Genomic DNA, 14,668 nt, shown 5'->3' on the forward strand with positions numbered 1-14,668 from the left:
TCGGCGTCATGTCGACTTCCGACCACCTGCTGCTGATCCTGCACATCGGCTTCGCGATCTTCACGCTGGGGCCGCTGACCGCCGCGACGATGTCCACGCCGCGCTACATCCGCAAGGGCAACACGTCGGTCGTGCGGTACCTGAACCGGACCACGCAGATCTACGGCGTGGCGTGCCTGGGCATCTTCCTGTTCGGGATGCTCCTGGGATCCGGGCAGTTCGACCAGATGTGGCTGTCGGCGTCCATGACGCTGTTCATCGTCGCGCTGGTGCTGCTGCTGATCGTGGACCGCGACCAGCGGCGGGCGGTGCACCTGCTGGAGACGGCGGGCGCCGCGGCCGTCCCGGCCGGCCCGTCCGCGCCCGCCGCGGGTGAGACCGCCGGCGGCGCGGAGCGGCCGGAGGACGCGAAGGCCGACGACGCGAAGGCCGCGGACGCGAAGGCCGCCGCCGCGTCGGGGGCGGACGTCGCGCAGGTGGAGCGCGGCCGGATCGCGGCGCTGTCGGGGGTCATCGCGCTGATCTGGCTGGTGATCCTGGTGCTGATGGTGTGGAACGGCTGACCGGAGCGCGGCCCCGGCGGCGCGGTCAGTCGTCGGTGGCGCGCTGGGTCGGGAGGGCGCTGGGGAGATCGGCCGGGGAGTCGTGCTCGCCGCCCTCGTCGTCCTCCCGGCCGGTGCCGCCGCCGGGCGCCGCGGGGGCGAGGCGCTTCCCGAGCCACTCGGTGATCATCGGGTAGGTGTCGGGGTGGTTCAGCAGCGCCGCGGCGTGCGCGGACCCCTCGACCGTCTTGATGGTCGCCTCGATCCCGGCGGCGCGCAGCGCGGTCGCCAGGCCGCGGCTCTCGGTGACCGGCACGAACTCGGCCGTCCCGTGCATGAGCAGCATCGGGACGTCCTCGCCGCCGACGTGGCTCGCGGACTTGCTGTCCTCGAGCAGCTTCCAGCAGCGCGACCCGGCGGCGGCGTCGGCCGGGTCGCAGCCGAGCAGGTCGGTGACGGCGCGGCGCAGCTTGCGCTGCTGGTAGTTCGCGGTGGCCGCGCCGCCGTCGGTGTAGGCGAGCTCCGGGTCGTTCGGCGGCGACAGCGCGATCACGCCGCGGACCCGCTCGCCGCCGTCGCCGTACGTGCCGAGCTGGGTGGCGAGGTGCCCGCCGGAGGACGAGCCGATCACCACGACGCGCTCGGGGTCGGCGTTCCAGCGGGCGGCGTTGGTCTTGAGGAAGTTCAGCGCCGCGAGCGCGTCGGTCCGCTGCGCGGGCCACTGCGCGGCGGGCGCGAGCCGGTAGTTCGCCGACAGGACGACGTAGCCGTCGGCGACGAGGCGGCGCGCGAAGTACTCCCAGGCGCTCTTGTCGCCCTGCAGCCAGTAGCCGCCGTGGACGACCAGGACGGCCGGGCGCGGCGCGGCGCCGCGCTCGGCGGTCGTCCAGTAGGCGTCGACCTGCTGGAGGTCGTCGGGCCCGTAGGAGTACGTCTCGGTCCGCGGCAGCTCGGGCGTCACCATGACGGCGCTGGCGGTGACCGTGCCGTCGGCCGGGTCGGACGGGGTGCCCCGCGGCGTCGTCGGCGCGTCCGCCGGGGCGCTCGGCGGCGCGCCCGACGGGCCGTCCGTGCCGGTGCCCGGTGCGGAGGTGCCCGGTGCGGGGGTGCCCGGAGCCGTCGGTGCGGGCGACGCGGCCTGCGCCGCCACGGGGACGGCCACGGCCGACGCGCACGTCGCGGCGAGAGCCGCACTGAACACCACTGCCTTGCGCACCCGGGACCCCTTCGCACACGGAAACCTGGCGCGCTCATCATAAGAGGTTTTGATCAAGAACGCGCGGGAAGGGTCATTCGGTTCGGCCGAGCGCGTCCTCGAGGTCGTGGAGGAGGTCGGCGGCGTCCTCGATGCCGACCGACAGCCGCACCAGGTCGGCGGGCACTTCCAGCGGCGACCCGGCCGCGGACGCGTGCGTCATCCGGCCGGGGTGCTCGATGAGCGACTCGACGCCGCCGAGGGACTCGCCGAGCGTGAACAGCTTCGTCCGCTCGCAGACGCGGACGGCGGCCTCCTCCGACTCCATCCGGAAGGAGACCATGCCGCCGAACCCCTTCATCTGCTTGGCGGCGGTCTCGTGGCCCGGGTGGTCGGGCAGCCCCGGGTAGAGCACCTGCCGGACGGACGGGTGCCGCGTGAGCAGGTCGACGACCCGTTCGGCGTTCGCGCAGTGCCGGTCCATGCGGACGCCGAGGGTCTTGATGCCGCGCAGCGTCAGCCAGGCGTCGAAGGGGCCGGCGACGGCGCCCATCGAGTTCTGGTTGAACGCGAGCCGCTCGCCCAGCCCCGGGTCGGAGACGATCAGCGCGCCGCCGACGACGTCGGAGTGGCCGCCGATGTACTTGGTGGTGGAGTGCACGACGATGTCGGCGCCGAGCTCCAGCGGACGCTGCAGGTAGGGCGAGGCGAAGGTGTTGTCGACGACGAGGAGCGCGCCGGCGTCGCGGGCGACCGACGCGAGCACCGCGATGTCGGCCACCCCGAGCAGCGGGTTCGTCGGCGTCTCCACCCAGATGATCTTCGTTTCGGGGCGGACGGCGGCCCGCACGGCGGCGACGTCGCCGAGCGGCACCGGGTCGAACGCGACGCCCCACGGTTCGGCGACCTTCGCGAACAGCCGGTAGGTGCCGCCGTAGGCGTCGTTCGGGATGATCACGTGGTCGCCCGGGCGGCAGACGGTGCGCAGCAGCGCGTCCTCGGCGGCGAGGCCGGACGCGAACGCCAGGCCGCGGGCGCCGCCCTCGATCTCGGCGAGGCATACTTCCAGCGACGTACGCGTGGGATTGGCCGATCGGGAGTACTCGTAGCCTCCGCGCAACCCCCCGATGCCGTCCTGCTTATAGGTCGAGACCTGGTAGATCGGCGGGACCACCGCCCCGGTGACGGGGTCCGGCTCCTGGCCGGCGTGGATGGCCACCGTCTCGAAACCCAGGTGAACGTCGTTGTCCATGGGAACGAGGCTATCCGCCGCCTTGCCCTCCTGAAGGAGGAGAGGGTCCCCCCGAGGTATCAGCACCAAGTTCGGCGCACGGGGTGACCTCAACGGGGCGCCGGATCTCTACCGTTTGATAGGCATCCGCACCCCTCCTCTGAACCGAAGGAAGACGCATGTTCGCTGGGCTCGCACGCTTCGTCGTGAGACACCCGTGGTGGACGATCGTGGCCTGGCTGGCGGCGGCAGTCGTCATCATCGCCTTCTCCCCCAAACTGACAACCGAATCGGACCAGGGCGAGTTCCTGCCCTCCGGATACGAGTCCGTCCAGGCCGCCGAGCTCGCGTCCGACGCCTTCCCTCAGCAGGCGGAGGCCAGCTCGCTGATCGTGGTGCAGCGGACCGACGGCGGGAAGATCACGCCGCAGGACAGCGCCAAGATCGGTGAGGCCGCCAAAGCGCTGACGGCCGAGAAGTACCCGACGGTCCTCGGGTTCATGACCGGCCCGCAGACGGTCGCGCCGAACAAGAGCATCCAGTTGATCACCGTGCCGATGGAGCTGGCGACCGGGGCCGAGGCCCAGGACCAGAGCCAGGCCATCAAGGACCTCCGGGAGAAGCTGCCCGAGGTCCTGGGCAGCGGGCTGGAGGCCAAGGTCGGCGGCGACGTCGCGATGTTCGTCGACAACGAGGACTCCTTCACCCAGTCCTTCCTGCTGATCACGGTCGCCACCTTCGCCCTGATCATCGGACTGATCCTGCTGATCTTCCGGGCCCCGATCGCCGCGATCCTGCCGATCATCGTGATCATCGTCACCGAGCAGTTGTCGATGGGGCTGATCGGCGCCGCCTCGAAGGTGCTCGACTTCTCCGGTGACGACAGCCTGCAGATCATCCTGACGATCGTCCTGTTCGGCGTCGGCGCCGACTACTACCTGTTCGTCCTGTTCCGCTACCGCGAGCTGCTGCGGACCGGCGTGGAGCGCAAGGAGGCGCTGATCCAGGCGGTCACGCGGGTCGGCGAGGTCATCACCTCCGCGGCCGCCGCGATCGCCGCCACGTTCGTCGTGCTGATGCTGGCCTCGTTCGGGATCTTCGCCGCGTGGGGCCCGTCGCTCGCCATCGGCGTCCTCGTCATGGGCATCACGTCGCTGACGGTGTTCCCGGCGCTGCTGTCGATCCTCGGCACCGCGGTGTTCTGGCCGTCCAAGGCGTGGAAGAAGCAGCCGAAGGGCGCCGTGTCGGCCAGGCTCGGCGCGCTGGTCGGCAAGCGCCCGGCGATCGTCGCGCTGGCCGCGGCCGCCGTGATGATCGCGCTGGCGACCGGTGTGTTCGGCTTCAAGTCCAACTACGACTTCCAGTCCAGCTTCCCGCAGGACACCGAGTCCGCCCAGGCCATCAAGGACATGCAGAAGGGCTTCCCGGCCGGCCAGACCAGGCCGGTGGAGGTCATGGTGGAGTCCACCGACGGGCAGCCGCTCACCAAGGCCGAGCTGGACGCCTTCGGGCAGCAGGCCAAGTCGCTGCCCGGCGTCGGCGGCGTCGCGCCCGCCGAGCTCGGCCAGGACCCCAAGGTCGGCCGCGTCAACCTGCTGCTGAACGGCAACCCGGTCAGCAACGAGTCGATCAACCTGGTGAAGGACGACCTGAACCCGGCGGTGCACGACATGGCGCCCGAGGGCACCAAGGTGTACGTCGGCGGTGAGGCCGCGATCTACGCCGACATCAACAAGGTCGTCAACCGCGACCTGTCGGTGATCCTCCCGGTCGCCGGGGTGCTGATCGCGCTGATCCTGCTCCTGCTGCTGCGCTCGGTGGTGGCGCCGCTGTACCTGGTCCCGGCGGTGCTCCTGGGCTTCGCCGCCACGCTGGGCTCCGCGGTGTTCGTCTTCCAGGGCCTCCTGGGCGAACCGGGGGAGATCTTCCACCTGCCGATCATGCTGTACCTGTTCGTGCTGGCCATCGGGACCGACTACAACATCCTGATGACCGCGCGGCTCCGCGAGGAGGCCAAGGAGGGCCACGAGCCGCGCAAGGCCGCGGCGCTGGCCGTCCAGCACGGCGGCCCGACGGTCGCCGCGGCGGGCCTGATCCTCGCCGGGACGTTCTCGGTGATGCTGCTGGCGAGCGTCTCGATGCTCCAGCAGATGGGCTTCTCGATCGCGCTGGGCATCGCGCTCTCCGCCTTCGTGATGTCGATCTTCCTGGTGCCGGGGATCACCGCCCTGCTGGGCCAGCGCGCCTGGTGGCCGGGACGCGCGAAGCCGAAGGACCCGCCGTCCGGCCCGGTGGGCCCGGTCGAGGACCGGTACGCCCCCTCTGGAACCCGCTCCTAGCGGGATCCCGCAGACGCCGGGTTGCGGGGCGGTCGGAAACGCCGCCCACGGACCGCCCCGCAACCCGGCACCCTCGCGCAGAGGCCCCCGGCTCGTCGAGAGCCGGGGGCCTCTGCGTCTCCGGAGTGCGGGGCGGGTCAGGCGCCGGGGGCGAGGAAGGCCAGGATGTCCTGGCGGGTGACGATGCCCGAGGGCTTGCCGTCGACCAGGACCCCCACCGCGTCCCGCTTCTCGAGCACCGAGACCATCCGCGCCACCGGCTCGCCCGAGCCGACGACGGGCAGCGGCGGGCTCATGTGCTTCTCGAGCGGGTCGTCGGCGCCCGCGTGGTCGGCGTACAGGGCGTGCAGGAGGACCCGCTCCTCGACCGCGCCGATCACCTCGCCGGCCATCACGTCCGGGTGGCCCGCGCCGGGCGACACCACCGGCATCTGCGACACGCCGAACTCCCGGAGGACCTTCACCGCCTCCCCGACGGTCTCGGTCGGGTGCATGTGCACGAAGTTCGGGATGCCCTCCGACTCCGCGTCCGCCTTCTGCGCCAGGACGTCGCCCACCGTCGGCTCCGTGGTGCGGTCCTCGCTGAAGCCGTGCTGGTGCATCCACTCGTCGCTGAAGATCTTCGAGAGGTAGCCGCGGCCGCCGTCCGGGAGCAGGACGACGATCACCGCGTCGTCGTCGGCCTCGGCGGCGACGCGCAGCGCGGCGACGACCGCCATGCCGCAGGAGCCGCCGACGAGCAGGGCCTCCTCGCGGGCGAGCCGCCGGGTCATGACGAAGGAGTCCTTGTCGGACACGGCGATGACCCGGTCGCAGATCTCGCGGTCGTAGGTCTCGGGCCAGATGTCCTCGCCGACGCCCTCGGTCAGGTAGGGGCGGCCGCTGCCGCCGGAGTACACCGAGCCCTCCGGGTCGGCGCCGATGACCTGCACGCGCCCGCCGGAGACCTCCTTGAGGTACTTCCCGGCGCCGCTGATCGTGCCGCCGGTGCCGATGCCCGCGACGAAGTGCGTGATGCGGCCCTCGGTCTGCTCCCACAGCTCGGGCCCGGTCGTCGCGTAGTGGGACGCCGGGTTCTGCGGGTTCACGTACTGGTTCGGCTTCCAGGCGCCGGGGATCTCGGCGGCGAGGCGGTCCGACACCGAGTAGTACGAGTCGGGGTGGTCGGGGTTCACGGCCGTGGGGCACACCACGACCTCGGCGCCGTAGGCGCGCAGCACGTCGACCTTGTCCTTGGCGACCTTGTCGGGGCAGACGAAGACGCAGCGGTAGCCGCGCTCCTGCGCCACGATGGCGAGCCCGACGCCGGTGTTGCCGGACGTCGGCTCGACGATCGTCCCGCCGGGCTTCAGCTCCCCGGACGCCTCCGCAGCGTCGATCATGCGGACCGCGATGCGGTCCTTCACCGAGCCTCCGGGGTTGAAGTACTCCACCTTGGCGAGGACCTGCGGCCCCCCGGCCTCGGTGAAGCCCTCGGTCACCTTGCGCAGCCGAACGAGCGGGGTGTTGCCCATCAGCTCGACCAGCGAATCGTGTACGTGCACCGCGACATCCTTGTCGTTCCGCGTTCGGTCCGGGTGTTCAGCCTGCCGGATCGGACCGCGGTTCGCGCGGACGACCTGGTACGGCCCCGGTTAGATCTCCGTTTCCGACGTTAGCCGAGATCGGTCGGGGCGGGCATCAACACGGTGGGCGGCGGGTATGCAGCGGGCACGGAGGGTAGTGGGTCATGCTGAGAGCGTTCACGGCGCGTCGCATCGCGGCGGCGGCGGCCTACGGGGGCGGGGGCATCACGGCCCTCGGCGGCGCCACGTTCGCGCTGGTCATGGTGGAGGCGCGGCTCGCCCGGAAGATCATCCTGGCGACGCCGAACGGCGACCCGCCGGCCGCGGACGGCCTGTACGGCGAGGCGTACGGGCGGGCGGGGCGCGGGGCGGCGCCGCTGTCGCTGGTGGTGCTGGGCGACTCGACGGCCGCGGGGCTCGGGGTGCACACCCCGGCGGAGACGCCCGCGGCGGTGCTGGCGGGCGGGCTGGCGGAGCTGGCCGGACGGCCGGTGCGGCTGACGAACGTGGCCCGGCCGGGCGCGCGGTCGGCGGCGCTGGCCGGGCAGGTGGAGCGCGCGCTGGAGGTCCGCCCGGACCTCGCGGTGGTCATGGTGGGGGCGAACGACGTCACGTCCCGGGTGCCCGCGGCGGAGTCCGTCCGGCACCTGGCGGAGGCGGTGGCGCGGCTGCGGGAGGCGGGCGCGCAGGTGGTGGCGGGCACCTGCCCGGACCTCGGGTCGGTGAAGCCGCTGATGCAGCCGCTGCGGTGGATCGCGCGGCGGGCGAGCCGGCAGCTCGCGGCGGCGCAGACGATCGCGGTGGTGGAGCGGGGCGGCCGGTCGGTGTCGATCGGCGACCTGCTCGGGCGGGAGTTCGCGGCGGACCCGCACGCGATGTTCAGCGCGGACCGGTACCACCCGTCGGCGCGGGGCTACGCGGCCGCGGCGGCGGCGCTGCTGCCGTCGCTGGCGTCGGCGCTGTCCCTGGAGCCCGATCTGGAGGCGTGGCCGGTGGAGACGCGGATCGGCGACGGGGTGCTGCCGGTGTACCTGGCGGCGGCCGCGGCGGCGGAGCGGGCCGGCACGGAGGTGTCGGGCGCGTCGGTCGCGGGCCGCGAGCGGGGTCCGCGGGGGCGCTGGGCCCGGCTGCTGCGGCGGCGCTCCGCGGAGCCGGAGCCGCACGCGGGCCCGGAGGCGGCGGCCCGGACCGAACCGGGCGCCGCCACATCGTGAACGCGCACGTGAGGGGCACCGATTGCGCGTATCGGAGTAAGTCAGCACTTATTTGACTCATCGTCAACATACCCGGCCCCCCGCCGTGTACCGGGCGGAGGACGTGGGGCTAGATTGCGATGACCGGCGAGTAACACCGTCCGCCGCAACCGCCCGCAGGGGACGCCGGTTCGCCGACCGGCCGCTCGAGACAGGAGACCCGCACATGCCCGAGGCAGTCATCGTCGCGACCGCTCGCTCGCCGATCGGCCGCGCCTTCAAGGGGTCGCTGAAGGACATCCGTCCCGACGACCTCACCGCCCAGATGATCACCGCCGCGATGGCGAAGGTCCCGCAGCTGCAGCCGTCCCAGATCGACGACCTGCTGCTCGGCTGCGGCCTGCCCGGCGGCGAGCAGGGCTACAACATGGCCCGCGTGGTGTCGGTGCTGCTGGGCTGGGACGACGTCCCCGGCGCCACGATCACCCGCTACTGCTCGTCCTCGCTGCAGACCACCCGGATGGCGCTGCACGCGATCAAGGCGGGCGAGGCCGACGTCATCGTCTCGGCCGGCGTCGAGACCGTCAGCCGCTTCGCCAAGGGCAGCAGCGACGGGCTCCCCGACACCCAGAACCCGGTGTTCGCCGACGCGCAGGCCCGCGTCGCCAAGGCCGCCGAGGGCGGCGCCGGCGTCTGGCGCGACCCGCGCGAGGACGGCCGGATCCCGGACGTCTACATCGCGATGGGGCAGACCGCCGAGAACGTCGCGTCGCTGCGCGGCGTGACCCGCCAGGCGCAGGACGAGTTCGGCGTCCGCTCGCAGAACCTCGCCGAGAAGGCCATCGCCAACGGCTTCTGGGAGACGGACATCACCCCGGTGACGCTGCCGGACGGCACCGTCGTCTCCAAGGACGACGGCCCCCGCCCCGGCACCACCTACGAGAAGGTGTCGCAGCTCCAGCCGTCCTTCCGCCCGGACGGCACGGTCACCGCGGCCAACTGCTGCCCGCTGAACGACGGCGCCGCCGCGGTCGTCATCATGAGCGACACCAAGGCCGCCGAACTCGGCATCACCCCGCTCGCGCGGGTCGTGTCGACCGGCGTCACCGGCCTGTCCCCCGAGATCATGGGCCTCGGCCCGGTGGAGGCGTCCCGCAAGGCGCTCGCCAAGGCCGGCATGACCATCGGCGACATCGACCTCGTCGAGATCAACGAGGCGTTCGCCGCGCAGGTGCTGCCGTCCGCCGAGGACCTCGGCATCGACCTCGACCGGCTGAACGTCAACGGCGGCGCGATCGCGGTCGGCCACCCGTTCGGCATGACCGGCGCCCGCATCACCTCCACGCTCCTGAACGGCCTGAAGTTCCACGACAAGCAGTTCGGCCTGGAGACGATGTGCGTCGGCGGCGGCCAGGGCATGGCGATGGTGCTCGAGCGCCTCTCCTGACCCGTCCGCCACTCCCGGAACGGCCGAACGGCCCGTGCGGGGCGCCGCAGCGCCCGCCGCACGGGCCGTTCGCGCGTTCCGCCGCAGGTCATCGTCATGAATGATCTACGTTACGCAACGGATAGGTCCCCGTTAGGGTCTTGTCACATCCGGACGCGTGTTGCACAGTGCCAGGAAGAGCCCCGCGACCTGGAGGTGCCAATTGTCACTGAACCACTCGCCGGAGACGCACAGCAAGCTCATCGCCCGCATCCCGCACGTCACCGGACGTGACCTTCCCGAGTGGTTCACCGCGATCGAGAACGGACCGTCGTTCTCCCGCTGCGAGGAACGCAGCACCTGGCTGGCCGAGGAGCACAACCTCACCCACGGCTACGCCGCCGCGCTGGTGCGCGAGCACGAGCGCGCCCGCCGCGCCCGGCACTACTGAAGAGCCCGGCGCGTCCCGGAACCGCTGGGATCCCGCCACGGCACATCCCCGCAGGCGCGGCGCCCGAGCCGTCACGCCACCGGCGCCGAGATCCCACGCGAACCAGCCCCTCACCGGAGCCGGCGAGGGGCTGGTTCTTGCGCGGGAGCCCGCGGACGGACGTCCGGCGGGCGGCGTCCGCGTCAGTCGCGGGACGCGTAGAAGTACGACAGCAGCCGCAGGATCTCCAGGTAGATCCACACCAGGCTCAGCACGAGGCCGAACGCGCAGTACCAGGCGAACTTCTCCGGCGCGCCGGCCCGGACGCCGTCCTCGACGGCGTCGAAGTCGAGCAGCAGGAAGAAGCAGCCCACCAGGATCGCGACGACGCTGAACACGTACGCGAGCGGGTTGTCGGGGTCGCGGATGCCGATGCCGTCCTCCCCGCCGAAGAGGACCACCACGAGGTTGACCAGCATCAGCCCGACGAGCGCGGCCCCCGCCGCGACGACGAACCGCACGAACTTCGGCGTGACCCGGACGATGCGCAGCGCGTACACGGCGAGCGTCGCGGCGAACGCGAGCGCCGTCCCGATCACGGCCTGGAGCACCACGCCGTGGTACAGGTCGTTGTAGGCGTGGCTGATGATCCCGACGGCGACGCCGTAGAGCGCGGCGAACGCCAGCACCATCGGCGCGTTCGCCTTGCGCCCGAACGTGATGAACGCCCAGACGCCGATCATCGCGACGAGCGCGACGACCATCACGGGCACCGAGAGTTCGACGGGCACCAGCGCCCAGGCCAGGGCGCCGGTGGCGATGAGGGTGGCCAGCGTCATGAACCCGCGGACGACGACGTCGTCGAGGGTCATCGGGCGGGTGGCCGGCGGAGCCGCGGGCGGCGCCTGCACGCCGTACCCGGAGCCGCCGTGGCCGGGGGCGCCGTAGCCCTGCTCCATGCCCGGCGCGCCGTAGTGCCCGGGCGCGCCGTACGCGGCGCCGTCCGCGCGTTGCTGGAAGGAACGGCCCCGGAACGCCGGGTTCCTGCTCTCCATTCGGAGCCTCCACGTTGATCGAACCGGACTCCAGTCTAAACGCGGAGTACCCACCGAACGCAGTGCTGATCACGGAGTATCCGGCCGGCGGTCCGCCGGACGCGTGTTCTCGGACACGTCGGGCCGGCGCCCGAATCGGAACGCCGGCCCGCCGCCCATGCCCCTGGTCGGATTCGAACCGACACAAAAGCTCTTTTAGGGAGCCCGCCTCTGCCATTGGGCTACAGGGGCGGCGCAATCATACCGGGAGCACATGAGCCGCCCGGCGGAAAACAATCCGTACGGCGCGCCTTCACCCGCGCATTGCCGCTCCGGAACCGCTCCCGAGCCGCTCCGGAACCGCTCCCGAGCCGCTCCGGAGCCGCCCGGGCCGCTCAGCGCGCGGCCGGAACCCCCTGCGGGCGCCCGGCGGCCAGCTCGAACTCCTCGCGCGGCCGCTCCAGCTCGCCGAGCGAGACCATCTCGCGGCGGAAGAACATGGCGAGCGTCCAGTCCGCGGTGATCCGGAACTTGCGGTTCACGGTCGGCATCCGCGACAGGTGGTAGGTGCGGTGCATGAACCACGCGGGCCAGCCCCGCAGCTTGATCCCGTACACGTTCGCGACGCCCTTGTGCAGGCCGAGGCTGGCCACCGACCCCACGTAGGCGTGCCGGTAGGGCTTGCGGGGGCGGCCGCGCATGTCCGCGACGATGTTGTCGGCGAGCCGCTTGGCCTGCCGGACGGCGTGCTGCGCGTTCGGCGCCGTGAACTCGCCGGTCTCGGTCAGGTCCGGGACGGCCGCGTTGTCGCCGGCGGTGTAGGCGTGCTCGGCGCCGTCCACGGTCAGCTCGGCGGTGGCCTTAACCCGGCCGCGCTCGTCGAGCGGCAGGTCGCTCTGCCGCACCACCGGGTGCGGCTTCACGCCCGCCGTCCACACCAGCGTGCCGGCGTCGAACTCCTCGCCGTCGCTGAGCACGATGTGCCGTCCCCGCGCCGACTTCAGCAGCGTGTCCAGCTTCACCTCGATGCCCCGCGCGCGCAGCGCCTCCGCCGTCCAGCGGCCCATCTCCGGGCCGACCTCGGGCAGGATCCGGTCGGTGGCCTCCACCATCACCCAGCGCATCTCCTCGGGGTCGATGTGCGGGTACCAGCGGCAGGCGAGCCGGGCCATGTCCTCCAGCTCCGCCATCGCCTCCACCCCCGCGAACCCGGCGCCGACGAACACGAACGTCAGCGCGCGGCGCCGCACCTCCGCGTCGTCCGGGTTGGACTCGGCGATGTCGAGCTGGTGGATGACGTGGTTGCGCAGGAAGATGGCCTCCTCGATGGTCTTGAAGCCGATGCCGCACTCGGCCAGGCCGGGGATCGGCAGCGTCTTGGAGATCGACCCGAGGGCGAGGACGAGCCGGTCGTAGTGCACGTGGCGCTCCGGGACGCCCGCGGTGCTCGTCCCGGCGGGGCAGAGGGTCACGCGCCGTTTGGCGTGCTCGATCTTCGTCACGTACCCGTTGACGACCCGGCAGCCCGACAGGACCCGCCGCAGCGGCGCCACGACGTGCCGGGGCTCCAGGTTCCCCGCCGCCGCCTCGGGCAGGAACGGCTGGTAGGTCATGTACGACTGCGGGTCGATGACGGTGACGGCGACCTCGCCGCGGCGCAGTTCGCCCCGCAGCTTCCGCTGCAGGCGCAGCGCCGTGTACATGCCGACGTACCCGCCGCCGACGATCACGATGTGCTTCGCGGAATCCGCGGTGCGCTCGGAAGGCATACCGGGCCGGTACCCGCATTCGGCGCCGACTCACGTATCTTCCGCTATTGCCGCCTTTGCGACTACTTCGCCGATATCAGACTTTGTACCGACCGAAAAGCGCCATGCGCAGGAGAACGCACCAATACGGGGCTACTCGTAGTCGCGTGCCCGCACGAACACGGCGTCCAGCATCTCCTCCGTGACGCGTCCGGTGAACGTGTTCTGCTGGCTCGGGTGGTAGCACCCCAGCAGCAGCACCGGCTCGCGGCGCGGATGCCCCGGCGGCGGCGGCAGCTCGGCCTCCGCGCCGTGCCCGAACTTCGGGCGCGGCCGCGGCAGCCCGTAGCCCGCCTGCTTCAGCGCCGGCCACACCCCCTGCCAGGCGAACCCGCCGAGGCACACGATGCACCGGACGGACGCCGCCACGTCCTCGATCTCGCGCGCCAGCCACGGCAGGCACGCCGTGCGCTCCAGCGGCGTCGGCTTGTTGTCGGGCGGCGCGCAGCGGACCGTCGCCGCCATCCGCGCGCCGATCAGCCGCTGCCCGTCCCCCGCGCGCACGCTCGTCGGCAGCGCCGCCAGCCCCACCCGGTGCAGCGACGCGAACAGCCAGTCGCCCGACCGGTCCCCCGTGAAGATCCGCCCGGTGCGGTTCCCGCCGTGCGCGGCCGGCGCCAGCCCGACGATCATGATGCGCGGCTCCGGATCGCCCCACCCGGCCACCGGGCGCCCCCAGTACTCCTCGTCCGCGAACGCCCGGCGGCGCTTCACCGCGACCTGCTCGCGCCACTCCACCAGCCGCTCGCACGCCCGGCACACCGACTGCCGCGCGCACAGCTCGTCCAGGTCCGGGGCGCCCGCCGCCAGCTCGACCACCTCGCCGGCGCCGTGCGCGACGGGCGTGTCCGGGCGCGCGGGGTCCTCCGGCCAGCCGGAACCGGGCGGGACGAACGGGGCGTTGGCGGTGGACATGCCCCGATCCTCGCACGCGCGTCGCCCGCGCCGGTCCCGCCGGTGTCCCCTGGTGTTCCCGGTGGCCGGTTCCGACGTTTTCCCTGTGGCCGGTTCCGACCAACAGCCGCCGAACCGGGGGCCGCGTCGGTACGATGCGTTCGCCGATCGGGGAGAACGGACGCCTTGTCGTCCTTGCGAACGGAGTCTGCATTGTCGCAACCCGGCTGGTACCCGGACCCCTACGGGACCGGCAGCCTGCGCTGGTGGGACGGCCGGAACTGGAGCGACCGCCTCAATCCGGAACCCGCCGCGCCCGGTCGCGCCCCGCTCCCCCGGCGCCGCCCGTCCGACGCCGCGGTGCACGCCGACCCCCGCACCGCCCCGCAGGCCGCCCCGCACGCCGCCCCGCAGGCCGACCGCTCCTGGCAGGCGCCGCCGGCCGAGCAGGCGCTCGACGTCGTCGTCCACGGAGTGCGGCTGCGCGCCGACGACCACGGCGTCGCGTTCGGCGGCGAGTCCCTGATCTGGCAGTACGTCGAATGGGTCGCGTACTGGGCGGCGGACGGCGCGGACGGCTCCGGGCGCCCCGCGCAGTGGATCTTCCAGGTGGGGCGGCACCCGTTCCACGGCGGCCCCCGCGTCGAGGTGGTGCTGGACGAGGCGTCCGTCCCCCGGCACGCGCCCGGCGCGGTCGGCGGCCCGGAGGAGGTGTGGGGGCGGCTGATCCGGCTGTGCCAGGTGCGCGCCGAACCCCGCCTCGTCGCGCAGCTCGCCGAGCACGTCCGCGCGGGCGAGGCGGTCGACGTCGCGCACGGCCTGACCGTCCACCCCGGCGGGGTGCGGGGCGCGCGGGTGTCGCTGAGCTGGTCGGCGATCTCCGGCGCCGTCGTGGACGGCGGCCGCGTCTGGATCCGGCAGGCCACCGGCCCCGACGCCGTCCTCTACGTGCCGCAGCAGAACCCGAACGCCGTCCTCATCCCGGCGCTCCTCGACCGGCTGAAGGGGTGA

Annotated in this window: 12 protein-coding genes and 1 tRNA gene; 6 read left to right on the plus strand and 7 right to left on the minus strand. The window is 72.7% G+C overall.

Annotated elements, in window-relative coordinates; all coding sequences use genetic code 11:
* The first annotated feature begins 8 nt into the window (after positions 1–8).
* A complete protein-coding gene (locus H505_RS0112060; protein ID WP_026402196.1) occupies positions 9–563 on the plus strand; it encodes a hypothetical protein in 555 nt (184 codons plus the stop codon).
* 25 nt (positions 564–588) lie between these two features.
* Here H505_RS0112060 and H505_RS41395 read toward each other — a convergent pair whose 3' ends face one another.
* Positions 589–1,758 (minus strand): alpha/beta hydrolase, encoded by a 1,170-nt coding sequence (locus tag H505_RS41395; protein ID WP_245592490.1) that lies wholly within the window; start codon positions 1,756–1,758, stop codon positions 589–591.
* 73 nt (positions 1,759–1,831) lie between these two features.
* Positions 1,832–2,989, minus strand: a complete 1,158-nt coding sequence (locus H505_RS0112070; RefSeq protein WP_026402197.1) for a cystathionine gamma-synthase — start codon at positions 2,987–2,989, stop codon at positions 1,832–1,834.
* Positions 2,990–3,147: 158 nt separating this feature from the next.
* Here H505_RS0112070 and H505_RS0112075 point away from each other — a divergent pair, with 158 nt between their 5' ends.
* Positions 3,148–5,307: an MMPL family transporter gene (locus H505_RS0112075; protein ID WP_026402198.1), complete on the plus strand. Its 2,160-nt coding sequence runs from the start codon at positions 3,148–3,150 to the stop codon at positions 5,305–5,307.
* A gap of 137 nt (positions 5,308–5,444) precedes the next feature.
* On the opposite strand, the gene H505_RS0112080 is transcribed toward H505_RS0112075, so the two are convergent.
* Complete coding sequence (locus tag H505_RS0112080) at positions 5,445–6,851, minus strand: cystathionine beta-synthase (protein ID WP_026402199.1); 1,407 nt, start codon at positions 6,849–6,851, stop codon at positions 5,445–5,447.
* Between the two features lie 185 nt (positions 6,852–7,036).
* On the opposite strand from H505_RS0112080, the gene H505_RS41400 reads away from it, so the two are divergent.
* The 3 genes from H505_RS41400 to H505_RS0112095 all read left to right on the plus strand — a co-directional run bounded on the left by H505_RS41400 (position 7,037) and on the right by H505_RS0112095 (position 9,942).
* Positions 7,037–8,086, plus strand: a complete 1,050-nt coding sequence (locus H505_RS41400; RefSeq protein ID WP_034517673.1) for an SGNH/GDSL hydrolase family protein — start codon at positions 7,037–7,039, stop codon at positions 8,084–8,086.
* A 205-nt stretch (positions 8,087–8,291) separates the two neighbouring features.
* The gene (locus H505_RS0112090; RefSeq protein ID WP_026402200.1) at positions 8,292–9,512 is read left to right on the plus strand and encodes an acetyl-CoA C-acetyltransferase; all 1,221 of its coding nucleotides are present in this window, start codon (positions 8,292–8,294) and stop codon (positions 9,510–9,512) included.
* A gap of 202 nt (positions 9,513–9,714) precedes the next feature.
* The gene (locus H505_RS0112095; RefSeq protein WP_026402201.1) at positions 9,715–9,942 is read left to right on the plus strand and encodes a DUF4287 domain-containing protein; all 228 of its coding nucleotides are present in this window, start codon (positions 9,715–9,717) and stop codon (positions 9,940–9,942) included.
* Positions 9,943–10,124: 182 nt separating this feature from the next.
* On the opposite strand, the gene H505_RS0112100 is transcribed toward H505_RS0112095, so the two are convergent.
* The 4 genes from H505_RS0112100 to H505_RS0112115 all read right to left on the minus strand — a co-directional run bounded on the left by H505_RS0112100 (position 10,125) and on the right by H505_RS0112115 (position 13,678).
* The gene (locus H505_RS0112100; RefSeq protein ID WP_026402202.1) at positions 10,125–10,976 is read right to left on the minus strand and encodes a Bax inhibitor-1/YccA family protein; all 852 of its coding nucleotides are present in this window, start codon (positions 10,974–10,976) and stop codon (positions 10,125–10,127) included.
* Between the two features lie 158 nt (positions 10,977–11,134).
* A tRNA-Leu gene (locus tag H505_RS0112105) sits at positions 11,135–11,207 on the minus strand.
* A 143-nt stretch (positions 11,208–11,350) separates the two neighbouring features.
* Positions 11,351–12,724 (minus strand): NAD(P)/FAD-dependent oxidoreductase, encoded by a 1,374-nt coding sequence (locus H505_RS0112110; RefSeq protein WP_034517675.1) that lies wholly within the window; start codon positions 12,722–12,724, stop codon positions 11,351–11,353.
* A 132-nt stretch (positions 12,725–12,856) separates the two neighbouring features.
* Positions 12,857–13,678 carry a uracil-DNA glycosylase gene (locus tag H505_RS0112115; RefSeq protein WP_026402204.1) on the minus strand — a complete coding sequence of 274 codons (822 nt, stop codon included), beginning with the start codon at positions 13,676–13,678 and terminating at the stop codon, positions 12,857–12,859.
* 192 nt (positions 13,679–13,870) lie between these two features.
* Between H505_RS0112115 and H505_RS47555 the strand changes: the two genes are divergently transcribed.
* Entirely contained in the window at positions 13,871–14,668 is a 798-nt protein-coding gene (locus H505_RS47555; protein ID WP_026402205.1) for a DUF2510 domain-containing protein, read from the plus strand.

It is taken from the genome of Actinomadura rifamycini DSM 43936 (assembly GCF_000425065.1).
Lineage (GTDB): Bacteria > Actinomycetota > Actinomycetes > Streptosporangiales > Streptosporangiaceae > Spirillospora > Spirillospora rifamycini.

Bases quoted from the DNA above. Each gene is read 5' to 3' on its own strand.
- H505_RS0112060 (WP_026402196.1), top strand. From the start codon at position 9: ATGTCGACTTCCGACCACCTGCTGCTGATCCTGCACATCGGCTTCGCG.
- H505_RS0112070 (WP_026402197.1), bottom strand. From the start codon at position 2,989: ATGGACAACGACGTTCACCTGGGTTTCGAGACGGTGGCCATCCACGCC.
- H505_RS0112075 (WP_026402198.1), top strand. From the start codon at position 3,148: ATGTTCGCTGGGCTCGCACGCTTCGTCGTGAGACACCCGTGGTGGACG.
- H505_RS41400 (WP_034517673.1), top strand. From the start codon at position 7,037: ATGCTGAGAGCGTTCACGGCGCGTCGCATCGCGGCGGCGGCGGCCTAC.
- H505_RS0112090 (WP_026402200.1), top strand. From the start codon at position 8,292: ATGCCCGAGGCAGTCATCGTCGCGACCGCTCGCTCGCCGATCGGCCGC.
- H505_RS0112100 (WP_026402202.1), bottom strand. From the start codon at position 10,976: ATGGAGAGCAGGAACCCGGCGTTCCGGGGCCGTTCCTTCCAGCAACGC.
- H505_RS0112110 (WP_034517675.1), bottom strand. From the start codon at position 12,724: ATGCCTTCCGAGCGCACCGCGGATTCCGCGAAGCACATCGTGATCGTC.
- H505_RS0112115 (WP_026402204.1), bottom strand. From the start codon at position 13,678: ATGTCCACCGCCAACGCCCCGTTCGTCCCGCCCGGTTCCGGCTGGCCG.